This window comes from Streptomyces sp. LN549 (genome assembly GCF_043203805.1).
Taxonomy (GTDB): domain Bacteria; phylum Actinomycetota; class Actinomycetes; order Streptomycetales; family Streptomycetaceae; genus Streptomyces.
In genome coordinates this window covers 385,931-409,055 of the sequence record NZ_JAZHRI010000002.1, presented here as the reverse complement: position 1 = coordinate 409,055, position 23,125 = coordinate 385,931, and the positions used below count along the sequence as shown (strand labels likewise).

General features: G+C 70.1%; 16 protein-coding genes. 6 read left to right on the top strand and 10 right to left on the bottom strand.

What is annotated here, in order from left to right:
- From SH922_RS01940 to SH922_RS01915, 6 genes are all read right to left on the bottom strand, one after another.
- Nucleotides 1–1,980: a hypothetical protein gene (locus SH922_RS01940; RefSeq protein ID WP_393053856.1), complete on the bottom strand. Its 1,980-nt coding sequence runs from the start codon at nucleotides 1,978–1,980 to the stop codon at nucleotides 1–3.
- A gap of 3 nt (nucleotides 1,981–1,983) precedes the next feature.
- On the bottom strand, nucleotides 1,984–3,771 hold the full coding sequence (locus SH922_RS01935; RefSeq protein ID WP_393053853.1) for a heparinase II/III family protein: 1,788 nt from the start codon (nucleotides 3,769–3,771) through the stop codon (nucleotides 1,984–1,986).
- Nucleotides 3,759–4,523: an SDR family NAD(P)-dependent oxidoreductase gene (locus SH922_RS01930; RefSeq protein WP_393053850.1), complete on the bottom strand. Its 765-nt coding sequence runs from the start codon at nucleotides 4,521–4,523 to the stop codon at nucleotides 3,759–3,761. Before SH922_RS01930 ends, SH922_RS01935 begins: the two co-directional genes overlap by 13 nt.
- A gap of 45 nt (nucleotides 4,524–4,568) precedes the next feature.
- Complete coding sequence (locus tag SH922_RS01925) at nucleotides 4,569–5,492, bottom strand: carbohydrate ABC transporter permease (protein WP_393053847.1); 924 nt, start codon at nucleotides 5,490–5,492, stop codon at nucleotides 4,569–4,571.
- Entirely contained in the window at nucleotides 5,479–6,321 is an 843-nt protein-coding gene (locus tag SH922_RS01920) for a sugar ABC transporter permease (protein ID WP_327713004.1), read from the bottom strand. Before SH922_RS01920 ends, SH922_RS01925 begins: the two co-directional genes overlap by 14 nt.
- 138 nt (nucleotides 6,322–6,459) lie before the next feature.
- Complete coding sequence (locus tag SH922_RS01915; RefSeq protein ID WP_393053843.1) at nucleotides 6,460–7,728, bottom strand: ABC transporter substrate-binding protein; 1,269 nt, start codon at nucleotides 7,726–7,728, stop codon at nucleotides 6,460–6,462.
- A gap of 226 nt (nucleotides 7,729–7,954) precedes the next feature.
- Between SH922_RS01915 and SH922_RS01910 the strand changes: the two genes are divergently transcribed.
- Entirely contained in the window at nucleotides 7,955–9,037 is a 1,083-nt protein-coding gene (locus tag SH922_RS01910) for a LacI family DNA-binding transcriptional regulator (protein ID WP_393053840.1), read from the top strand.
- 134 nt (nucleotides 9,038–9,171) lie between these two features.
- On the opposite strand, the gene SH922_RS01905 is transcribed toward SH922_RS01910, so the two are convergent.
- Nucleotides 9,172–10,515 carry an endo-1,4-beta-xylanase gene (locus tag SH922_RS01905; protein ID WP_393063443.1) on the bottom strand — a complete coding sequence of 448 codons (1,344 nt, stop codon included), beginning with the start codon at nucleotides 10,513–10,515 and terminating at the stop codon, nucleotides 9,172–9,174.
- Between the two features lie 921 nt (nucleotides 10,516–11,436).
- The gene (locus tag SH922_RS01900) at nucleotides 11,437–12,366 is read right to left on the bottom strand and encodes an FAD-dependent monooxygenase (RefSeq protein ID WP_393063442.1); all 930 of its coding nucleotides are present in this window, start codon (nucleotides 12,364–12,366) and stop codon (nucleotides 11,437–11,439) included.
- 47 nt (nucleotides 12,367–12,413) lie between these two features.
- Between SH922_RS01900 and SH922_RS01895 the strand changes: the two genes are divergently transcribed.
- Nucleotides 12,414–12,881, top strand: a complete 468-nt coding sequence (locus SH922_RS01895; protein ID WP_393053837.1) for a MarR family winged helix-turn-helix transcriptional regulator — start codon at nucleotides 12,414–12,416, stop codon at nucleotides 12,879–12,881.
- A gap of 278 nt (nucleotides 12,882–13,159) precedes the next feature.
- Here the strand turns inward: SH922_RS01895 and SH922_RS01890 are convergent, their stop codons facing one another.
- Entirely contained in the window at nucleotides 13,160–15,010 is a 1,851-nt protein-coding gene (locus SH922_RS01890) for a serine hydrolase (protein ID WP_393053834.1), read from the bottom strand.
- A 182-nt stretch (nucleotides 15,011–15,192) separates the two neighbouring features.
- Here SH922_RS01890 and SH922_RS01885 point away from each other — a divergent pair, with 182 nt between their 5' ends.
- The 3 genes from SH922_RS01885 (at nucleotide 15,193) to SH922_RS01875 (ending at nucleotide 19,010) form a co-directional block, all read left to right on the top strand.
- Nucleotides 15,193–16,302 carry an NAD(P)H-dependent flavin oxidoreductase gene (locus SH922_RS01885; protein WP_393053831.1) on the top strand — a complete coding sequence of 370 codons (1,110 nt, stop codon included), beginning with the start codon at nucleotides 15,193–15,195 and terminating at the stop codon, nucleotides 16,300–16,302.
- A complete protein-coding gene (locus SH922_RS01880) occupies nucleotides 16,299–17,840 on the top strand; it encodes an acyl-CoA synthetase (protein WP_393053828.1) in 1,542 nt (513 codons plus the stop codon). Before SH922_RS01885 ends, SH922_RS01880 begins: the two co-directional genes overlap by 4 nt.
- Before the next feature lie 63 nt (nucleotides 17,841–17,903).
- Nucleotides 17,904–19,010, top strand: coding sequence for a calcium:proton antiporter (locus SH922_RS01875; RefSeq protein WP_393053826.1), 1,107 nt, complete (start codon nucleotides 17,904–17,906; stop codon nucleotides 19,008–19,010).
- A gap of 39 nt (nucleotides 19,011–19,049) precedes the next feature.
- Here the strand turns inward: SH922_RS01875 and SH922_RS01870 are convergent, their stop codons facing one another.
- Nucleotides 19,050–21,473: a penicillin acylase family protein gene (locus SH922_RS01870; protein ID WP_393053823.1), complete on the bottom strand. Its 2,424-nt coding sequence runs from the start codon at nucleotides 21,471–21,473 to the stop codon at nucleotides 19,050–19,052.
- Between the two features lie 150 nt (nucleotides 21,474–21,623).
- On the opposite strand from SH922_RS01870, the gene SH922_RS01865 reads away from it, so the two are divergent.
- Nucleotides 21,624–23,123, top strand: a complete 1,500-nt coding sequence (locus tag SH922_RS01865; protein ID WP_393053821.1) for an acyl-CoA synthetase — start codon at nucleotides 21,624–21,626, stop codon at nucleotides 23,121–23,123.
- The last annotated feature ends 2 nt before the right edge of the window (nucleotides 23,124–23,125 follow it).

Genomic DNA, 23,125 nt, shown 5'->3' with positions numbered 1-23,125 from the left:
TCAGCCGACCTTTCCTGTGTACGGTTCCGCCACATCGAGCAGCACGACGCCGTCCAGCTCCAGCCGGGTCGCCGCCACGACACAGGGGGCGTCGATCTCGGTGAGCAGCACGGCCGCGGCATCGGCGAGGACTCCGGCGGTACGGATCCGCCGGGTGACGGGGGAGAGCAGCACGGTCTCGGTTCCGAAGGCCACGCCCTGGCCCTCCGTGCAGGCAACCCGGGTGGCGTCCGTCCCGGTTCCCGGGGCGATCGTGGTGAGGAACAGCCCCTCGGCCGAACGCGTCGTGGTGGAGCGCAGGGTGTGCAGGGTGCGGGTGAGGCGCAGTTCCGGCGTGCTCGACGTCGGATTGGCCTCCACCTCGGTCACCTCCCCGACGACGCGGCCGTCGACGGGGGCGAACTGCCGCAACCGGGCCGAGGCCGCCCGGGCGCGGATCAGCCGGCTGCCGTCCTGCTGGGGCTCCGTGGGCCGGTCGGTCTGGAGCAGGAACGTCCACTCCCGTGCCGTCTCCGCCTCGGCGAGGTCCAGCAGCACCAGGCGTCCCGAGGGCGTGAACACCAGCGTCCGGTCGAGCCGCCGCACCCCCAGCGCGGGGTCGTACATCGCGGCGATCTCGGCCGTGGAGTGCGCCCATCCGCAGTCGGGGGAGACGAGCACATCGCGTTGCCGGGCCTGCCGCTCGAAGGGGATGTCCCGGTACACGTGGTACCGGTCCTCGTCCGCGTACCCCTGCCCGTCCACCAGCAGCAGATTGTGGTGCGCGGCCCGCTTGCGGTTGCTGTAGCCCTCGTCGACCGCGAGGAACGCGCCCTGCGAGACGAACACGAAGGAACCCGAATCGGGGTGGTGGTGCCCCTGGTTGAGCGTGTCCCAGCCCTTGTCCGCCCGGTGCTTCTCCGCGGTCTCCCACGCCCGGTGGCCCCCGCCCGGACTGGCCTTGAACGACACCAGAGTGGCGTCGTCGTCCCAGCCCGTGCGCGCGGCCAGCAGCCCGAGGTCGGGGAAGAACGCCCGCGTTTCGGTGGGCCGGGCGGCAGGGACGGACGGGTCGTACCAGAGGTACTCCAGATAGGCCTCCGGCAGGATCCCCGGCCGCACCCCGCTCTCGGCCGCCTCCGGCCACAGCAGTTCGCCCGACGCCAGATCGCCCATCCACTGCGCCTCGGGGATCGCGTACTGGGCGGCCAGCCGGTAGTAGAGACCGGCACTGTGGCCGCTGCGCCGGTCGTGGCAGTCGCCGTGGTCGACGTTGAACGCGAACCCGGGCGCCGTCTGGTGCAGCCGGTAGCGGAACGTGCGGGACATGAAACCGCCGCGGTCCCACCAGTCGATGCCCTCCGCCTCCTGGAGCAGATCCAGGTGGATGGCGAGGAACGGCACGCCGTAGCGCCAGTAGACGACGCCCTCGGCATGCGATCCGTCCTCGGGCATCAGGTCCAGGACGGTTGCGAGGTTGTCCCTGGCACGCTCGGTCCACTCCTCCTTGCCCAGCACGTACCCGGCCGTCGCCAGGCCCGCGTAACAGATCCAGTTGTGGTTCTGCCAGTACGACGACGACCACCAACGGCCCTCGCTCGCCACCGCGAACTCGTACATCCGCCGCCCCTGGAGCAGCAGTTTGTACCGCAGCAGCGCCTGTACCCCGTCCGGCAGGTCGTCGCCGAGCCACCGGTAGGCGAGGGAGAGATGGTGCAGCAGCCAGCCGGCATCCAGGTCGTGGTCCGGCATATGGGCCCTGCCCCAGTGCGGCAGCCGCACCGCCGCCTCGATCCAGCGCAGGCTCTCCGCCAGGTGCGAGGGGTCGCCGGAGACCCGGTAGGCGAGGGCCGGGTTGGAGGCGGCGGGGCCGAGCCAGGTGATGCTGGCCAGGGGGTGCGTACGGGGCGGGGTCAGCCCGCGGTGGCGGGTGGCCTCCTCGTACAGCCGCTTCTCCTGCGCGGGACGCGGTCCTGGCGGCGGGGTCGCCGAGAGCAACAAGGGTCAGTCCTCCGTCCGGAACCGTGCGGTGCTGCCGTCGGCCAGGCAGACCGTCAGCCCGTCGCCGTCCAGCTGTACGTCGGTCACCGCGGGCCCGGCCGACGCGGCCTGGTACACCGAGGCGAACGTGACCCGGTCGGTGTCGGCGGTGAAGTCCACCCGGGTCCGTACGCGTTGCGGGTCGTCGGCCGGCCCGGGGCCCGGCCGGCTCACCGGGCGCACCGGCACGTCGGCCCGGTGCGTGTGCCAGCCGTGCAGGGTCTCGTCGCCGTACCAGGTGGTCCGCGTCGCGCCCGCCGCCTGCACCTGCACGTCCAGCGCGGTACCGGGCCGCAACTGGGCGGTGATGTGCCGGGACTCCGTGGCCGTCACGGTCAGCATGTCCACCAGATAGCCGGCGCCCGCGGCGATCCGGCGGACGCCGCGCACCCCCTCGTACGCCGTGGTCACCTCGGCGGTGACGGAGCGGTCGTCCGAGCCGAGCAGGGCTCCCGCGCACTCCGCCTGTTCGAGGCCGTCCACCCGGAACGCCGGATGGGCCTCGGTCGAGGCGTACAGATCACGGAACTCGGCGTGGGCGTAGGGGACCTGGCCCGGATCGGGCTGCCACGGCGTGGTGTCGCCATAGAGATAGAGAGACAACTTGTCCCGGTGGCCGTGCGAACCGCCGTGCGGACCGAAGTCCAGCAGGGCGTGGATGCCCGCGACCCGCAGCACCGCATAGCCGGCCGTGCCGAACAAGGTGAGCGCGCCGGGCGCAGGGCGCTCCGGCAGCGGCGGGCCGGTGAACCAGCCGCCCAGCTCCCGGTCCAGCCCGTCGTCGGCAGGGCCCAGTTCGGCACGGGCCCGGACGGCCACCGCGGCCAGCGCGGCCGAAGGAACCAACTGCTGGGCAAGAGCCACCAGTTCGAGCCACTCCAGAGCCAGCGGGGCACGTAGATACGGGCCGTCGTGCAGCGCGGGCAGAATGCCGCCCGGCGTGGCGATCGCCGCCAGCACGTCCGTCATCCCGGCCAGCACACCCACCACGTCCGACGGGAGGGCCACCGGATCGGTGCCCCGCAGCGCCAGCAGCGCCGCCCGCAGGACGAACCCGTGGTAGTAGGTGCTGCCCTCCCACTCCCAGCCGTCCCCGGCGACCGCGACCCGCAGATGCGCGTACAGCCCGCTGTCGCCCTCCAGCCACTCCTTGGAGCCGTCCCACTCCTGCCCGCGCACCGCCGCGGCGCCCCGCCCGGCGGCGGCGCCCGCGGCGTTGAGCCACGCGGTGTAGTTGGAGGCGAGCTGGCCCTTGCCGATCAGCACCGAGCGGGCATCGAGAGCTGCCCGCTCCAGGGAGTCGAGCAGCGGCAGCACCCCGGTCAGGTCGTCCGTGCCCTGCTCGGCGAGTGTGATGACGGTGTGCCCGATGTTCACCGCCCAGATCGCGTCGGTCAGCGCCTGGTGGAAGAGCCGGCCGCGCAGCATCCAGCCCTGTGCCTCGCCGTGCTGCGCGGTGGCCAACTCCTCGTACAGAGCGGTGTACTCGACGAGACGGGACACCGCCTCGGCACGCTCCCCGCGGTGGGCGAGCACCCGCAGGTGCCGCGCCCACGCCTGGTGCGACAGCACCGTCCAGGCACCGCGCACCGCCTCGTTGTCCACCCGGCAGCCGTACGCACAGCGCGCACCGCCCTCGGGAAACACCCCGGCGAGTACATCACCGTGGTCCAGCTCCACCCCGTGCGCGGGGCAGACGTACGCGTGCCACCAGCCGCCGCGCTCCCGCGCGATCCGCCTCAACGCGGCCACACGCCACCGTCGATGTCCACGGTGGTCGCGGTGAGGAAGCCGGACGAGGGCGATGCGAGGTGGACGACGGCCGCGGCCACGTCCTGCGGCGTGCCGGCCCGGCCCACCGGGATGCCCGCCTCCATCGCCTGCTGCGCCGCGGGCGCGGTGAACGTGTCATGGAAGGCGGTGCCCTTGATGAAGCCGGGGGCGACGGTGTTGACCGTGATGCCGCTGCCGCCGAGTTCCTTGGCCAGACCCTTGGTGAAGCCGCGGATCCCGGCCTTGGCGGCCGCGTAGGCGACCGATCCGGGACCGCCGCCGTTGTGCGCGGCGAGCGACGACATCGTGATGATGCGCCCGGCGGACGACTCCTTCAGCTGCGGCAGCGCCGCCCGTACCGTACGGAACGTCGAGGTCAGATTGGTGTCGATGACCTGGTCGAAGTGGTCGTCGGACATCTCGGCGATGGTGGCCCGCCCGATCAGATGACCGGCGTTGCAGACCAGGACGTCCAGCCCGCCGAGGAACCCGGTGGCCTCCTCGACGAAGCGGTCCACCTCGGCCGTCACCGTCGCATCGGCCTGGAACGCCTTGGCCCGCCGGCCGAGCGCCTCGATCGCGGAGACCGTCTTCGCGGCTTCGTCCGCGGAGGAGTGGTAGTGGACGGCTACATCGGCGCCGGCCTCGGCCAGGGCGACGGCGATGGCGCGGCCGATGCCGTGGCCCGCCCCGGTCACCAGCGCGCGGGAACCTTGGAGATCAGCAGACATGGGGGGTAACCCTTTCGATAACCGGCCGTCGAGGACCGGGACCGGTCACTTGAGACCGGCGGTTGCGAAGCCCTGCACGAAGTAGCGCTGGCCGATCAGGAAGAGAACGACCATGGGCAGGGTGGCGAGCGTGGTGCCCGCCATCAGGAAGTGCCACTGGGGACCGTTCTCCGTCCTGAAGACGGAGAGCCCCACTTGGATGACCCGCAGACTGTCCGTCCGGGTCACCAGCAGCGGCCAGAGGAAGTTGTTCCAGGAGGACTCGAAGGTCAGCAGCGCCACCGTGATGAGGGCGGGCTTGACCTGCGGCGTCATGATCCGGGCGTAGATCCGGAACTCGCCCAGACCGTCCAGCCGGGCGGCCTCTTCCAGCTCCACGGGCAGGTCCAGATAGAACTGCCGGAAGAGGAAGACCGCGAACGGGGTGACCGCGCCGGGCACGATCAGCGCCCACCATGTGTCGAGCCAGCCGCTGCCGCCCTGACCGAACAGGTCGTTCCCGCCGGCCAGCGGCATGAAGCGGACGATCAGGAACTCGGGCAGCACCTTCGTGTACGTCGGGATCATCAGCGCCGCGATGAAGAGGTAGAAGATGACCTCGCTGCCGCGGAACTTGATCCGGGCCAGCGCGTACCCGGCCATCGAGGCGATCACCAGGTTCAGCACGGTGTGGCTGGTCGCGATGATGAAGCTGTTGCGGGCGTACGTGGCGAAGGGCGCGGCCTTCAGCGCCTCGGCGTAGTTGCCGAAATCCCAGTGCTCCGGCAGCAGTCCGGCATCCTGCGACGCGATCTCCACCGGTGTTTTGAGCGAGGTCAGCACCATCCAGACGAACGGCACCACCATCAGCAGCGACACGGCGGACAGCGTCACATAGAGCGCGATCCGCCCGAAAGTGACCGGCTTCCCCTTGGCCGTGGGCCGGGGCGGGCGAGCGACGCCGGGCTTGTGCAGCTCAGTTGTGGCCACGGGTACCTCCCATGATCCGCCGGTTGACCAGGGTGAAGCCCATCAGCAGGACGAACAGCACCAGGGACTGGGCGCAGGCGTAGCCGACGCGGAACTCCCGGAAGGCGGACTTGTAGATCTCGTACGTCATCATCGTGGTGCTGTTGGCCGGCCCGCCCTCGGTGAGGATGTAGATCTGGTCGAACGACTGGAAGGCGGTGATCATCGAGGTGATGAGCACGAAGAACGTCGCGGGCTTCAGCAGCGGCAGCGTGATGGAGAAGAACTGCCGCGCCTTGGACGCGCCGTCCACCGACGCCGCTTCATACAGCTCCTTCGGCAGGGACTGGAGCGCGGCCAGGTAGATGAGCATCTTCATGCCGATGCCCTGCCAGATGCCGACCAGGATCACCGAGGGCAACGCCCAGGTGGTCGACGAGAGCCAGGCCGGGCCGTCGATCCCTACGAACGAGAGCAGGGCGTTGAGCAGCCCGTTGCTCGGGTTGTAGATCCACAGCCAGACCAGGGCGATCGCCACCGTGGCAGTGACCTGCGGCAGGAAGATCGCGGTACGGAAGATGCCGCGCGCCTTCAGGCCCGTGTGCAGGGCGAGCGCCACCAGCAGCCCCAGCATCATGCCGAACGGCACGGTGAAGAAGGTGTAGACGACGGTGTTGACGATGGACTTGCGGAACACCGCGTCGTCCATCATCTCCTTGAAGTTGTCCAGCCCCACGAACTGCGGCGGCGTCAGCACGTCGTACTTCGTGAAGGCCAGGACGACCGAGGCGACGACCGGCAGGCCGATCCAGAGCGCCGCGTGCAGCAGGGCGGGGGCCACCATCAGCATGCCGGCCCGTTGCCGGCGGCGCCCCGGACCCGTCGGGGTCCTGCCGGTCCGCCGCTTGGCGGGCCGGGTCTCCTCAGGCGGGGAAGGCGGCCGCGCGGGCCGTGCCTTCAGTACGGATACAGCTCCCACAGTGGCGCCTCACATCCGGCCGATGGCGGCTTCGGCGAGACGGCCGAGTTCCGCGATGGCGTCCTTCGCGGACTGGTTGCCCACGATCGCGGGCTCCAGCGTCGGCTTGATCTTCTCGCGGATCTCCATCCAGGCAGGGGAGCCGCCTTCGGAGCAGGCGGCGCTCATGTTCTGCAGGGAGAGGTCGACGAACTTGTTCTCCTTCACATAGCCGGATTCGTTGAGGTCCTTGAGCCCCGGCACCGAGCCGCGCTGCTTCGCGGCGCCCAGGATCGACTCCGGGGTCGCGAGATACTGGACCAGTGCGCGGGCGGCGGCCGGGTGCTTGGAGCTGGCCGACTGGGTGACGAGAGTGCCGCCCTGGAGCATCGCCGGCTTGCGGTTGGCCAGCACGAACGCGCCGAGCTTGTCCTCCTTCAGGAGCTCGGGGTTCTGCAGGCGGACCTGCTCCCACAGGGCGCTGCTCGTCATCATCATCGACGCCTTGCCCGTCTGGACGTTCGCCGGCTCACCGAGTGCCGTCTTCTTGGCGTAGCTGGCGGAGCCGTCCTTGATGAGGTCCTTGAAGAACTGCAGAGCCTCGACCCCCCGGTTGTCGGTGAAGAGCACCTTCTTGCCGTCCGCGCTGAACAGCTGACCGCCGTTGGCGAACAGGAAGGTCTCCCAGCACTGGCGCAGATCGATGGAGAACGGGTCGAAACCGATCCGCCCGTCCTTCGTCAGCTGCTTCGCCACGGCCCGCAGCTCGGCCCAGTTGGCGGGCGTCTTCTTGATGCCCGCCTCGGCGAAGTGGTCCTTGCGGTAGACGACGATGCGGGTGTCCAGCACCACCGGCAGCGCGTACAGCTTGCCGTCGTAGCGCGACGGCTCCAGCACCCGCTTCTCGTAGTCGTGCGCGGTGGCGAACTTCTCCGGCAGCGGGGCGATCGCCTTCTTGGCGGCGAACGGCGGGATCCAGCCGACGCCCATCATCAGCACATCGGGCAGCAGACCGCCGGCCATACCCGTGGTGATCTTCTCGTTGAGCTGCGTGTACGTGGTGTAGTCCACGTTCACCTTGACGTCCGGATACTTCTTCCGGAAGCCGCCGAGGATCTCCTTCTCCAACAGCGTCTTGCCGTTGGCGTTCTCGTAGATCGGGGTGAGCAGCGTGATCTCGCCCTCGGCGGGACCATCGGCGGAGCCTGCGGCCGTGGAGCCGGTGCCGCAGCCGCTGAGCGCGGCCGCAGCGGTACCGGCACCGATGGCAGCGAGCAGCGACCGTCGTTTGAGTTCCATGTGGCACCCCTTTTGAGGTGGAGGCGGTGGATCGATCCAGCGATACGCATCCCGGCCATGGCTGGGAAGCGCTGGTAAATCGATGCACTGAGACTAAGAACGCCTCGAGAGGCGCGTCAACAGCTGATGCACAACAATTTTCCGGGAAGTTAACGGGTGTACCGGTGAAGCGAGTTCAGTAAATCGGTACACTAGTCTGGCGAACACATTCCGAACCGGAGGTGGCATGAGCGGGGTAACGATCCATCAGGTCGCGGAGGCTGCGGGTGTCTCCGCCAGCACCGTGTCGAACGTCCTCAACGGACGTACGGACCGTATGCAGGCGGCCACCCTGGCCCGCGTGGAGCAGGTGATCGAGCAGCTCAGCTACCGGCCCAACCGTGCGGCGCGCATGCTGCGCACCGGCCGGATCAAGGTCATCGGCCTGATCGTGCCGTCCGTCGCCAACCCCTTCTGGGGTGCGCTCGCCCGGGAGCTGGAGGCCATAGCGCTGGCCGAGGGGTATCACGTACTGCTCTGCAACAGCGAGCGCGATCCGGCCCGTGAGCTCAAGTACGGGGAGGAGTTGCTGGCCGACGGGGTGAGCGGGGTGGTGCTCTGCTCCTCGCTGCCCTCGCTCGACCATGTGGCCCCGCTGCTCAGCCGCGGTCTGAAGATGGTCGCCTTCGACCGCACCGCCCAGGCGGGCGATCCGCCGTCACTGGCCTCCATCAGCGTCGACAACGCGATGGGAGCCGAGCTCGCCACCCGGCATCTGCTCGAACTGGGCCACCGCCGACTGGCATTCGTCTCCGGCTCGGTCAACAGTGTCAACCGTCGCGAGCGGCTGCGCGGATTCCGGGCCGCCCTGGAGTCGGCGGGCCTGGACCCGGCGGACGCGATCGTGTGGCCCGGCGCCGACACCGCGGAGTTCGGTGACAAGGACGCGGCCGAGCTGGGGCGCAAAGCCGCCCGGGAGCTGCTGTGCGGGCCGCGTCCGCCCACGGCGTTCGTCGCGATCAACGACATGTGCGCGATCGGGATCTGCCGGGGCGCGAAGGACGCCGGCCGCAGCGCCGGGCAGGACGTGTCCGTGGTCGGGTTCGACGACATCCTGCTGGCCGACCTCTTCGAGCCGCCGCTGACCACCGTGCGCCAGCCGCTGCCGGAGATGGCCGCCGAGACGTTCCAGCAGCTGAAGGCCCGTATCGACTCCGCCCCGGTCGCCGGACGTTCGCTCCTGATCAGGCCGAGACTGGTGGTCCGGGAGTCGACCGCGCCCGCCCCTGCCGAGGTGGCGTCACCGGGCGAGGTCTATGCGCGGCGGTGAGGAACCGGTGCGCACCAGGGATGTCTGCCGGCCGGTGAACGGAGCAGCGAGGACACCGCCTGGGTAGGGGTGCCCTCGCGCCGATGGTCACCGGACGTCGGTGGGTGCCACCGCGCCCCGCGTCCGCCCGTGGGTCAGGAGGCGGTGCAGGCGCCGATGGAGGGCGCCGAGGTGTTGCCGTTCGTCATGACGGTGAACCCGAAGGATGTCGAGGCCCCGGCGGCCAGACTGCCGTTGCCGTTGGGCTTCATCGTCATCACATTGCCGCTGCTGTCCCAGGACGGAGTGCCGTTCCAGGTGGTGGTGATCTTCTGCGGCGACGTCACCGTCACCGGAACCGTCCAGGTGCTGATCGCCGAACTGCCCGCCTTGACCGTCACCTGCCCGTTGAAGCGGTCTCCCCAGGTGTCGGTCTTCGTGTACGTGACCGTGCACGAGCCGGTCCCGCCGCCGTTGTCCCCGCCGCCGCTGGTGCCGCCCAGTGCCGCGAGTACGGCGGTGTACGCGGGCTTCTTGCCGTAGTTGTCGTCGAACAGCAGCGGGGTGCCGCTGCTGCGCCACGAGTACTTGTCCGGGATGCCCCACACGGTGATGCCGTTGCAGCGCGACACGGCCAGACAGGCGTTCACGACCTTGGTGTAACTCGCGGCCTGCGCCGATCCCGAGCCTTCGATGTCAAGCTCGGTGACCTGCACGTCGACCCCGAGGTCGGCGAAGCGCTGGAGATTGGCCTGGTAGTCCGAGGGGACGGGGGAGTTGCTGTTGAAGTGCGACTGGAAGCCGACGCAGTCGATCGGCACACCGCGCTGCTTGAAGTCCTTCACCATGGCGTAGACCGCGTTGCTCTTCGCGTTCTGACCGTCGGTGTTGTAGTCGTTGTAACAGAGCTTGGCTCCGGAGTCGGCGGCCCGGGCGGTGCGGAAGGCCTCCTCGATGAAGCCGTTGCCGAGCTTGTCCTGGAAGGGCGAGCTGCGCCTGGCCCCGCTGCTGCCGTCCTGGAAGGCCTCGTTGACGACGTCCCAGGCGTAGATCTTGCCCTTGTAGTGCGCCATGACCTGGTTGATGTGGTTGTTCATCGCCGAGCGCAGGTCGGTGGCCCCGAGCCCGCTGACCCAGCCGGGCAGCTGGGAGTGCCACACCAGCGTGTGACCGCGAAGCTTCATTCCCTTGCCCTGGGCATGGCTGACGATCTGGTCCGCGGAGCCGAAGTTGAAGCTGTTGCGGGAGGCCTCGACGGCATCCCACTTCATCTCGTTCTCCGGGGTCACCATGTTGAACTCGGTGTCCAGGGTGGAGGCGTACGCGGACTCGCCCAGGTGGTTGGCGGCGACCGCGGTGCCGAAGTAGCGGCCCTTGGCGGCGGCGGAAGCCCCGAGGGTCGTCGCGGCGTCTGCGGTGCCCGCGAGCGAGAGGACTCCTGCCGCGGCGAGCACGCCGGCCGTGGCGAGCACGCCGGCCCTTCGTGCCCGTGAGAGCAACTGCGGACGTGCGGCTTCGCCGCTGTGCGGTGAATTGACGATCACTTTCCAACACCTTCTTCCGGTCGCCGGGCGGCATGAGCGGGCCGCCCGGACGCGTGAGTGGACCGTGTGCTGAGCGGTTCGTCGGCCACGGGGGGATCCGCCGTCCAACGACGGTTCCGTGGCGCGAAGTTGATCGGTGATGCAGGGAGCGAGGGAGAGTATGCGCGCGCCTGGATCGCTCGTCAACGCCACATTTCCGAAACATTTCGAAGAGGTTAACCACCTCGGTGGCGCCATGTATAGCTTTGACCTGCTGTTTTGTTCTCCTATTCATGCACGCCATGGGATGCGAGGGGACGCATGCGTACATTCAACCCTCAGCGTTACGAAAGGATTCCGAATGTTCAGCGGATTGAGCGTGTGAGTCGTCATGGCAAGTGCAAAACGAGTTGCAGGGCCACCCCGGCTGATCTGGGGTTCTTTAGCTCGCATCGGCGAATCGGATGGCTGGTGAATCGATATCGAAGACGCAATCGATCGAAATGTTTCGACAGAAAAAGAATCTTGAATCGAATCGACTGCGCGCACCCCGCGCAACTGGCGGAGTTCTGGGCGCTCGCCCCGGGATACGCGCAGAAGCCGGCGCCGAAGGGCTTCGGCAGCTGGGGGGAGTGGTTCGCGCACTACGACGTCCCGGCGGAGGAGTGGGACGACGGCGCCTGCCTGGCGGACCCGGGGGCAACGAGTTCTGCCTGTTGTGACGTCTGCACGCCGAAGGCATGCTTCGGTTGGCCATTGAGTACTTCAGTCGGCCAGGCCGGCCTCGCCCCGCCGGGCCCCGGAATCCGAGGACGCCGACAGCCTGGGGCCAACGAGGACGGCAAGCAGCCTGTGACAGCCGGGCCGGCTCGGCGAGGCGGAGCCGGCCGGCACGTCTCACGCGCTGTTCGGGGCCGGGGCGGTGGCTTGGAGGAGGCGAGTTTCGGTGACGGTGCGCCGGGCGTTGACTGTCAGATGCAGGGCCGGCGTCCGAACTCCGGCCAGAGCACGGTTCGTTGGCGCGAACCACTGGTGTTTCAGCCGTGCCACGCGCTGATGGGTGGTGCTGAGCGGGCGCAGGCGGGCTTTCCATGCGGTCAGTGCGGCGGCGAGGTCGTCGGGGTGCTCCGCGAGGACGCGGCCGAGTTCCGCTCCGCCCGTCAAAGCGGCTGTGGTGCCCATGCCCGAGAACAGGTTCAGGCACCACGCCGCATCGCCGGCGAGCATGACCCGTCCGGTGTTCCACCGATCCATCCTCACCTGGTGCACCGAGTCGAACAGGCAGTCCGTCGTGGTGGGCAGCGCGTCCAGGACGTGGCGCACGGCGGGATGGTCCATGTAGTCGAACACGGCGCGCAGCCGCTCGGTGCGGTCTCCGGTGAACTGGGCGTCGATGTCTCGGGTGCAGTAGGTCAACAGCGCGGTGGGTGCCCTGTCCGCCAGGCCGAACACCCACACTGCGCGCCCGGAGCGGGCGCTGATGAGACTGTCCTGCGCGCCGAGCGACGGCGCCTGCTCGGACAGTGGGAAGGCGCAGATCATCGCGTTCCAGGTGGTCATGAAGCGCTCGTGAGGGCCGAATGCGCGGCGCCGTACGGTCGAGCGCATTCCGTCCGCGCCGACGACCAGGCCGAAGGGCTCGCGGTAGCGCCGGCCGGTGGCGTCCTCCAGCAGTACCTCCGCCGCGGAGCCGTCTTCGACGATCTCCATCGGTGCCGTCGAGAAGCGGACCTCGACACCGTCACCGCTGTGCGGCTGGACTTGCTGCCAGAGCGCGGCCTCCATGTCGCCCCGGCCCATCGCGGTGGGGCGGGCCGGCTGGTCCAGCCAGCCCAGGGCGGGCCTGCGGTGGCCCCGGCGGTTTGGTGGGATGCATGGTTCCCGACGACTCCACGGACGCCCTGGTCGACGGCCTGGTCCGCAGTGCCTTCCAGGTCATGGGCGTGCTCACCCGCATCGGTGCTGAGCACGACCTGTCCCTCACCCAGCTGCGCGTGCTCGGCATCTTGCGCGACCGACACCCCCGCATGAGCGACCTTGCGGCGTTCCTGGGACTGGACAAGTCCACCATGTCCGGCCTCATCGCCCGCGCCGAACGGCGTGGGCTGCTGACACGCGGTACGAGCTCCGAGGACAAGCGCGCCGTCGTCGTCCTGATCACCGACGCCGGACGCGACCTCACCCAACGCATGTACGAGGAAGCCAAGAACGCCCTCGCGCCGGCCACCGGCCGACTCGGTCCGGAGCAGCTCGAGCAACTGGCGCGGCTGCTCGAGCCCCTGCTCTCCCCGCCCCTGCCGGCAACGCCGCGTCCCGAGCGCCCGGTGCGCGGCACGCCCTGAGCCCGGGACCGCCTGCCGGCACCGGCCCGGCGCGCCGAGGCCGGCGGCGGTCGGGGACTCGCGCGGAGGCTGCGCCGCGCTCGCAGATGATCTCCACCGCCTCGCGCGCGGCGGCCCCGCAAGGTCGCCCGCGCGCCGGGCGGCCGCCGCCCCGAGCGAGGCCGTCGCCACCTTCAGCCGCGCCCTGGAGACTCGTGAACGCGCTCTGTGTCCGGGCTACCCGTCACTCCTCGGCTGCCCGGCCGGGCCCGGCTGGGGCGGTGTCCCCTGGGTGCCGGTCAGTCCGCCGAAGCGGCCCAGCCGTTCGCCGAGATGCGCCGGGCGTCTCCTGGACGCCCCTCGTCGAAGACCGCACGTCCGCCGTCCTCGACCCTGATGGCGTCCACGTACACCCCGCGGCCGACGTACAGCTGGTCCGTGGTGTAACGCCAGCGCAGCCGCAACTCCCCGCCGCGCCACTGCGCGAGGTCCGCCTCCAGCCGGTGCCAGACCCGGCCCGACCAGCCGGAGACGGCGCCCGTCGGATGCGGTTCGGGCTGCTCCGGCCCGTTCGGCGAGGCCGGTCCCGTGCTGAAGGGGACCGGCTGCCACGTGGCCCCCGCGTCCGCCGAGGCCTCCAGGAACAGGAAGTCGGAACCGGGCTCGGTGTCCCACCACAGGGCGCAGTTCAGCCGGGCACGCGAGGAGGTGAGGGCGAGCGGCGGGAGGGCGAGGGTGGCCGACGAGGCGCTTGCCAGACCGGAGAACCATGCCGTACGGCCCCGTGCCGGCCGGACCGCGACCGCCCGGGCCATCTGGTTGGCGGTGGCGACACGCGGCGCGCTGCCGGAGCGCCAGCTGCGCACCGGGTGGACCGAGTTGCCCAGAACGATCAGGAACGAGTCGGTGGTCGGGTCGAGGACCAGGCTGGTGCCCGTGAAGCCGGTGTGGCCCGCCGTGCGCGGAGTGGCCATCGCCCCCATGTACCAGTGCTGGTAGAGCTCGAAGCCGAGACCGTGCGCGTCACCCGGGAACGCCGTGTTGAAGTCGGTGAAGAGCAGGTCCACCGACGCGGCAGAGAGGATCCGCGCCCGGCCGTAGACCCCGCTGTTGAGCAGGGTACGGGCGAGGATCGCCAGGTCCCAGGCGCAACTGAAGACTCCGGCGTGGCCGGCGACCCCGTCCAGGCTGTACGCGTTCTCGTCGTGGACCTCGCCCCAGACCAGCCCGCGTTCCAGCCCGGACCAGGGGAGCCGGGCGTCCTCGGTCGCGGCGATCTTCGGCTTCCAGGAGGCCGGCGGGTTGTAACGGGTGCGGTGCATCCCGAGTGGAGCGGTGATCTGTTCGCGGAGCAGTACGTCCTCGGTGCGGCCGGTGATCTTCTCCAGCACCAGCTGGAGCGAGATCAGATTGAGGTCGGAGTAGAGGTAGACCGTGCCGGGCGGGTTCGCAGGCACCTCGTTCCAGATGAGTTCCAGCTTCCCTTCCCGGGTGGGCGCCTTGTAGAGCGGGATCCAGGCGCGGAAACCCGAGGTGTGCGTGAGCAGTTGACGAATCGTGATGTCCTGCTTGCCACCGCCGGCGAAGTCGGGGAGATACGAGGCGACGGTCGCCTCCAGCTCCAGCGCGCCGCGCTCGATCTGCTGCACGGCCAGGATCGAGGTGAACAGCTTCGACACCGACGCCAGGTCGAAGACCGTGTCCTCGGCCATGGGGATCTGCTGGTCCGCCGGGAACTCCACACCGGTGTCGGTCTTCTCGTCGTACGCCGCATAGCGCACCGCCTTGCCGATCGGCCGGTGCAGTGCCACCGTCCCGCCCCGTCCCGCGAGCAGTACGGCGCCCGCGTACCAAGGGTGCTTGGGCGAGTCGGCGAGGTATCTCTCCGCCTCGGTGACCAGTCGGTCGAGCGGCTCCTGCAACAGCCCCGCGCGGGCGGCCGATCCGCGCCGCAGCGTCGGCCTGTCCCGACCCGGCTGCGTCCCCGCCGCGGTCCCTGTGCTCATGTCCGACGACCCCGCCCCCGACTCCGTGGCAGACGCCGCCGCCGCGAACGGAATGGGCGCCAGGGCGAGTGCTCCGCCCAGGGCCAGCATCCCACCGCCCAGCCTCCGCCGGCTGATGCCCCCGCCCGCCGTGTCCTCGGTCATACGGAACCCCTTCCCCATGCCTGAAAGTAACTTTCGAAATATGTTCCGAGCGTGAAACTTCCTGCCGAAGCAGAGGGTACTGTCACCCTCCGCCGTCCCGTAGGCCCCGGAGTCACAAAGAATCTGACACTGCATCAGAAAATCTCTTCCCTCGTCCGTCTGACTGCGGCATCCTGCCGCCCATGGAGACGGAGCTGAGTCAAAAACTGGGGATCGAGCACGCCATCTTCGGCTTCACGCCGTTCCCGGCGGTGGCCGCGGCCATCACCCGGGCCGGTGGATTCGGCGTACTCGGCGCGGTTCGCTACACCGCCCCCGACGACCTCGCACGCGACCTCGACTGGATGCAGGAACACACGGACGGCAAGCCCTACGGCCTCGACGTCGTCATGCCCGCCAAGAAGGTGGAGGGCGTGAGCGAGGCCGATGTGGAGGCGATGATCCCGCCCGGTCACCGGCAGTTCGTCCAGGAGACCCTCGCCAAACACGGCGTCCCCGAACTCGCCGAGGGTGAGGCATCGGGCTGGCGCATCACGGGCTGGATGGAGGAAGTCGCCCGCAACCAGCTCGACGTGGCCTTCGGCTACCCCATCAAGCTCCTCGCCAACGCGCTGGGCTCACCGCCCGCCGATGTCATCGCCCGCGCCCACGACCGGGACGTCCTCGTCGCCGCCCTCGCCGGAAGCGCCCGGCACGCCCGGCACCACGCGGACGCGGGTATCGACGTCGTCGTCGCCCAGGGATACGAGGCGGGCGGCCACACCGGGGAGATCGCCTCCATGGTGCTGGTCCCGGACGTCGTCGACGCCGTCGGCCCGCTGCCCGTCCTTGCCGCGGGCGGCATCGGCAGCGGCGAACAGGTCGCCGCCGGCCTCGCCCTGGGCGCCCAGGGCGTCTGGCTCGGTTCCCTCTGGCTCACCACCGAGGAAGCCGATATGCACTCCCGGGCGCTGACCGCCAAACTCCTTGCCGCCGGCTCCGGCGACACCGTCCGCTCCCGCGCCCTCACCGGCAAACCCGCGCGACAGCTCCGTACCGAATGGACCGACGCCTGGGACGACCCCTCGGGACCCGGCACCCTGCCCATGCCCCTCCAGGGACTCCTGGTCGCCGAGGCCGTCTCCCGTATCCAGAAGTACGAGACGGGCGCGCTGCTCGGCACCCCCGTCGGCCAGATCGTCGGCCGGATGAACACCGAACGCAGCGTGCAGGCAGTCTTCGACGACCTGACCCGTGGCTTCGAACGGGCCGTCGACCGGATCAACCGCATCGCCGGACGGAGCGCCTCATGAACCAGCCGCCCAACGGCTTCTGGGCCCAGGCCACCGCAGACCCCGACCGTACGGTCCTGATCGCACCCGACGGCGAGACGTGGACGGCGGGACGGCTGCACGCCGAGGCCAATCGCATGGTCCACGGACTGCGTGCGGCCGGACTCGAAGAGGGCGACGCCTTCGCCGTCGTCCTGCCCAACGGCGTCGAGTTCCTCACCGCCTACCTCGCCGCCTCGCAGGCCGGCTTCTACCTCGTCCCCGTCAACCACCACTTGGTCGGGCCCGAGATCGCCTGGATCGTCTCCGACTCCGGCGCCAAGGTGCTCATCGCCCACGAGCGCTTCACCCAGGCCGCGACCGCCGCCGCCGACGAGGCGGAACTGCCCCCGAGCCATCGCTACGGGGTCGGTGCCGTCGACGGCTTCCGCCCGTACGCCGAACTGCTGGAGAACCGGCCGGTATCGCCCCCGGAGGGCCGCACGCTCGGCTGGGTCATGAACTACACCTCCGGCACCACCGGCCGCCCACGCGGCATTCGCCGGCCGCTGCCCGGCAAGCTCCCCGAGGAGAGCTACCTCGGCGGCTTCCTCGGCATCTTCGGCATCAAGCCGTTCGACGGCAACGTCCACCTTGTCTGCTCGCCGCTCTACCACACCGCCGTGCTGCAGTTCGCGGGCGCCGCCCTGCACATAGGCCATCCGCTCGTCCTGATGGACAAGTGGTCGCCCGAGGAGATGCTGCGGGCGATGGACACCCACCGCTGCACCCACACGCACATGGTCCCGACCCAGTTCCACCGCCTCCTCGCCCTCCCCGACGAGGTCCGGCAGCGGTACGACGTCTCGGCGATGCGCCACGCCATCCACGGCGCCGCCCCCTGCCCCGACCACGTCAAACGAGCCATGATCGACTGGTGGGGCCGGTGCGTCGAGGAGTACTACGCGGCCAGCGAGGGCGGTGGCGCCTTCGCCACCGCCGACGACTGGCTGAAGAAACCGGGCACGGTGGGCCGGGCCTGGCCGATCAGTGAACTCGCGGTCTTCGACGACGACGGAAACCGGCTCGGGCCGGGCGAGCTGGGCACCGTGTACATGAAGATGAGCACCGGCGGCTTCAGCTACCACAAGGACGAGGGCAAGACGAAGAAGAACCGCATCGGCGACTTCTTCACCGTCGGTGACCTCGGCGTCCTGGACGAGGACGGTTACCTCTTCCTCCGCGACCGCAAGATCGACATGATCATCTCCGGCGGGGTGAACATCTATCCCGCCGAGATCGAGAGCGCCCTGCTCAGCCACCCCGCGGTCGCCGACGCCGCCGTATTCGGTATTCCGCACGCCGACTGGGGCGAGGAGGTCAGAGCCGTCGTCGAAGCCGCCGAGGGGCATGCGGCGGGCGACGAACTCGCCGCGGAGATCCTCGGCCACTGCGCCGGGCTGCTCGCCGGGTACAAGCGACCCAAGACTCTCGGCTTCATCACGACTATGCCCCGCGACCCCAACGGCAAGCTGTACAAACGGCGGTTGCGCGAACCGTACTGGGAGGGACACAGCTGAAGACCCGCTCCGGGCGTCCCTCCCGGCGAGCGGGCACCGGCCCGCTCTGGCAGCGTGTGGCCCATGAACACGAGCGCGACGATCCGGTCACTGGCGGCCCGGTGGACCGTGGTCGTGCCGTTGGTCGCCGCGCTCGCGCTGGTGTTCAGCTGGGGGCGTGAGCTGCCGCCGTTCGCCGTCGCGGTGGTCGCCCTCTGCCTGGCAGGCGCCGTCCTGGCCGCCGTGCACCATGCAGAGGTGATCGCCCACCGCGTCGGTGAGCCGTTCGGCTCGCTCGTCCTGGCCGTCGCCGTGACCGTGATCGAGGTGGCGCTCATCGTCACCCTCATGGTGGACGGCGGTCCCAAGACGTCCGCGCTGGCGCGGGACACCGTGTTCGCAGCGGTGATGATCACATGTAACGGCATCGTCGGCCTCTCCCTGCTGGTGGGAGCGGTCCGTACCCGCGTGGTCGTCTTCAACGCGGAAGGCTCCGGCGCCGCCCTCGCGACCGTGGCGACGCTCGCCACGCTCAGCCTGGTGCTGCCCACCTTCACCATCGGCAAGGAGGGCCCCGAGTTCTCCTCCGCCCAGCTCGCCTTCGCCGCCGTCGCCTCCCTGTTCCTGTACGGCCTGTTCGTCGCCATGCAGACCGTCAGGCACCGCGAGTACTTCCTCCCGCTCACCCAGGACGGACAGCTCAAACAGGAGGAGCGCCGGGCGCCGCTGCCCGGAAGGGGAGCCACCGCGCTGAGCCTGACCATGCTGCTCGTGGCCCTGGTCGCCGTCGTCGGCGACGCGAAGGCCGTCTCGCCGGCCATCGAGTCCGGGGTGGAGGCCGCCGGAATGCCGCAGGCCGTCGTCGGTGTCGTCATCGCGTTGCTGGTGCTCCTGCCGGAGACCCTGGCCGCCGTACGGGCGGCACGCCGCGAACGCATCCAGACCAGCCTCAACCTGGCGCTCGGATCGGCGATGGCCAGCATCGGCCTGACGATCCCGGCCATCGCCCTTGCCTCGATCTGGCTGTCCGGACCGCTCCACCTGGGGCTGAGCGCCACCCATATGGTGCTGCTCGCGCTGACCGTGGTGGTCGGCGCGCTCACCGTCGTACCGGGGCGCGCCACCCTGCTCCAGGGCGGCGTGCACCTGTCGATCTTCGCCGCGTTCGTCTTCCTCGCGATCAGCCCCTGACCGGTATACGGGCAGGGGCCGATCGCGGGCCGGAGGGCTCTACCGGCGCTCGTGCACCCGCACCACCTTCAGTGCGGGCGAACGCGCGATGTCCTTCTCGCAGAACCGTGAGGTCACCCAGCGCTCGCCCGAGTACAGCTCGGTCTGATCGCTGTAGTGCGGCGACGCCGGATTCGACGACTGCGCGTACGTGAGCAGGGTGCGCGCCACCGGACAGGGACCGCCGTCCCAGCCGACCGCCTGGATGTAGCTGGAGCCGGTCGAGACGTCCGTGTACCCGCCCGCTGCCGCGTCCCACACGCCCTCGGTCTTGTTCCAGATGCCCAGGGACTCCGTACCGCCGCCGATCGGGATGCGCCGCTCGCCCCGCAGCACCGACTGGTGCTCGCCCAGCGGCGCGTCCAGCGCGATGCCCCGGCCCCTCAGCTCGGCGACCGCGTCGGCGAGGGCCGCGAGGACGCGCGGCGCCGAGGTGTTGAGCGTGTTCGGCGTACCCACCGGGTCGGCGGGGGAGAACGGCACCTTCCACAGCTCGGCCGCCGGCACTGCCACCGCCCTGCGCCAGAACCGGTCGAAGAGCAGCGCGCCCCGGCTTCCCGTGTCGACTTTCCGGTCCCAGCCGCGCAGCACCGGGCAGGCCGCCGAAACGTCGACCGGTGTGCCGGTGCTCCCGGGCGTCGTGCCACCGGGCAGCGCCGCGCAGGCACGTGCCAGGTCGGTTGCGGCCAGGTCACCGGCCGGCGCCCGGTTCGCGAACTGCTGACGCTGCAGATCGGCGACGGTCAGCCCGCCGCCGTCCGCCATCGCGGACACGTCCTCGACGGCGCCCCGGGTCCGCATGGAGCGCGGTGTGGCGACCGTCCCGAAGACGCGTTCGTAGCCGGTCAGCGGAGCATCGGCGTTCGTCAGCCAGGCGCTGTCGTTGGAGTTCTCGACGTACGGTGCGTTCTCCACGGTCGGCATCCGGCCCGGGCCGAAGATCCCGGGCTGAACCGCGTCCGGGTCCGACCCCGGTGCGCAGTCGCTCCGCGAGCCGTCCAGTACTGCGAGTCCGGACGTGGGGTACGTGGCCTTGCCCAGCGGCGTCGAGCACCGCTGCGCGAGCTCGTCCGTGATCCTCGGCAGCACCTGCGACTGCGAGAACAGCGTGTGCCCGGAGGAGTCCGCGGCGATCGTGTTGACCCACGGCAGACCCTGCGTACGGCGCAGCGACTCCTTGATCCCGGCCGTACTGCGCGCCTTGCTGAAGCCGAGTGCGGTGTCGCCCGAGCGCAGGTTCACGGCGTTGGGATCGCCCAGCGCGTACGCGGTCGTCCGCGTCCACGGCAGTGGCAGCCCCGCACCGAGCGAGGTGACGACCGGTCCGTAGCGGGTCCACCACTGGGTGCGCGTCACGTTCCCGCCGCCCTCGACCGCGACGGAGACCGTGCGCTTCGTCATGCGATGCGGACTTCCGTCCACCAGATAGACGGTCGGATCGGCCGGATCGAGGGTCAGCTGATGCAGATCGAGGGTGACGCCCGTGGCCACCGTGTGGCTCCACGCGACATTGGCGTTGTGCCCGATCGACATGGTCGCCGAGCCCAGCAGCGAACCGCCCGCCACGTTCAGCTCACCGGGGATCGTCTGCTGGGACTGCCAGAACCGGCGCCCGCCCTGCCAGGGATAGTGCGGGTTGCCGAGCAGCAGCCCGCGGCCGCCCGCGGTCGTACTGCCGCGGAACGCCACGGCGTTGGACCCCATGTCCGCGTTCTGCGTAGACAGCAGCCGTGCCGCCGCCTCCGCCGCTTCGTCGGGGGACGGTGAGGGTGCCGGGGGCGCGGGTGCCGGTGCGGCGGCGGGTGGCTGCGCGGCCGTGATGCCGTCGATGCCGCGCCCCTGACCGCCGAGTACGGAGAGGGCGAAGGCGCGCTCCACGACATCGAGCGTGGTCACCGGGCGTACCCAGCCGGCGCCCCGGCAGGCCGGGTCGGTGATCCGGTTCTGCTTCAGCCAGGCGTTGTAGCCCGCCGCCCAGCCGCGCTGCAGCTCCTTCACCGCGCGACCGGGTCCGGCCGGGGCCGGCACCTTCAGCAGCTTCTCCACGGTGTGGCTGTCGCGAATCCCTCGGAAGTACAGGTCGCTGGAGAGGTTCTTCGCCGCCGAGGACAGTGAACCGTCCGGCGCCGCCTCCGGACCGAAGTACCGGGACCGCTCCCCGCGCAGCGTGACGAAGCCGTCGGCGAGCGTGCACACCTGGTCGGCGGCCTGCGCCCAGCCGTTGCCGAAGCCCAGGTTCGCGTAGTCCTTCGCCACGATGTGCGGAATGCCGTACTCGGTGTAGCGGATCACGGCGGAGAGCCCGCCGCCCGACGGATGGTGGGTGCGGGTGGTGAGCGCCGAGGCCGGCGGCAGTGACGCCGACACGGTGAACAGCGCAAGACCGGATACGGCGAGAATCCTCAGACGGTTCCGGAGGGGCAACGGTCCTCCCAACTCTGCGGGTGCGAAAGACGGTTACTCAGGAGTTCGAGATGTCATGGGCAACTCAGCCAGCACTCCTGTACGTCTGTCAACATCCCGGCCGGTATCCGGACCCTTGACCGTGGGGCCCCGGCCGCACAGGATCACGCCATGACCGGTGTACGCAGCAGCACAGTCGACGGCGTCGTGACCCGCAGCGCACGGCGCACCCCCGAGCGCACCGCCCTGCGGTACGCCGACCGGGCCTGGACCTACCGCGGGCTCGACGAGGCGGTCAGCACTGCGGCCGCCGTCCTCATGGACGGCCACGGACTGCACCCGGGGGACCGGGTCGCCTCCTACGCCCACAACTCCGACGCGTACCTGATCGCCTATCTCGCCTGCGCCCGCGCGGGGCTGGTCCATGTGCCGGTCAACCAGAACCTCACGGGCGAGGACCTCGCGTACATCCTGCGCCAGTCCGGCAGCTCCCTCGTCCTCGCCGACCCGGACCTTGCCGGCCGCGTCCCGCAGGGATACGCCGTACGGCCGCTCCGTGACGCCGCCGGCTCCCTCCTGGCCGAACTCGACTCCCCGCGCCCCTTCGCGTCCGCGCACGAACCGGCCGCGGACGACCTCGTCCAGCTGCTGTACACCTCCGGCACCACCGCCCTGCCCAAGGGCGCGATGATGACGCACGGCGCCCTCGTCCACGAGTACGTCAGCGCCGTCACAGCCCTCGATCTGCGCGCCACCGACCGCCCCGTGCACGCCCTGCCGCTCTACCACTCCGCGCAGATGCACGTCTTCCTGCTGCCCTACCTCGCGGTCGGCGCCGAGAGCACGATTCTCGACGCCCCGGACGCGGCCCGGATCTTCGACCTCGTCGAGTCGGGGCAGGCCGACAGCCTCTTCGCCCCGCCCACCGTCTGGATCGGCCTCGCCAACCATCCGGACTTCGCGGTCCGCGACCTCGGCGGCCTGCGCAAGGCGTACTACGGGGCGTCGATCATGCCCGTCCCGGTGCTGGAGCGTCTGCGCGCACGCCTGCCCGGACTCGCCTTCTACAACTGCTTCGGCCAGAGCGAGATCGGCCCGCTCGCCACCGTCCTGGGACCCGACGAGCACGAGGGCCGGATGGACTCCTGCGGCCGGCCCGTCCTCTTCGTCGAGGCCAAGATCGTCGACGAGAACGGCAAGGACGTCCCCGACGGCACGGCCGGCGAGGTGGTCTACCGCTCGCCCCAGCTGTGCAGCGGCTACTGGGAGAAGCCGCAGGAGAGCGCCGAGGCGTTCCGTGACGGCTGGTTCCACTCCGGAGATCTCGCTGTACGCGACCCGGATGGATACTTCACGGTCGTCGACCGGGTGAAGGACGTCATCAATTCGGGCGGTGTCCTCGTCGCCTCCCGCCAGGTCGAGGATGCCCTGTACACCCACCCCGCCGTCGCCGAAGTGGCGGTCATCGGGCTGCCCGACGACCGCTGGATCGAGGCCGTCACCGCGGTGGTTGTCCTGCGCGGGGTGGCGACCGAGGCCGAACTGATGGGCCACGCCCGCGAGAAGCTCGCCCACTTCAAGGCCCCGAAGAAGGTCGTGTTCGTGGACGGGCTTCCCCGCAACGCCAGCGGAAAGATCCTCAAGAGGGAGCTCCGCGACCGCTTCGCCTGAGT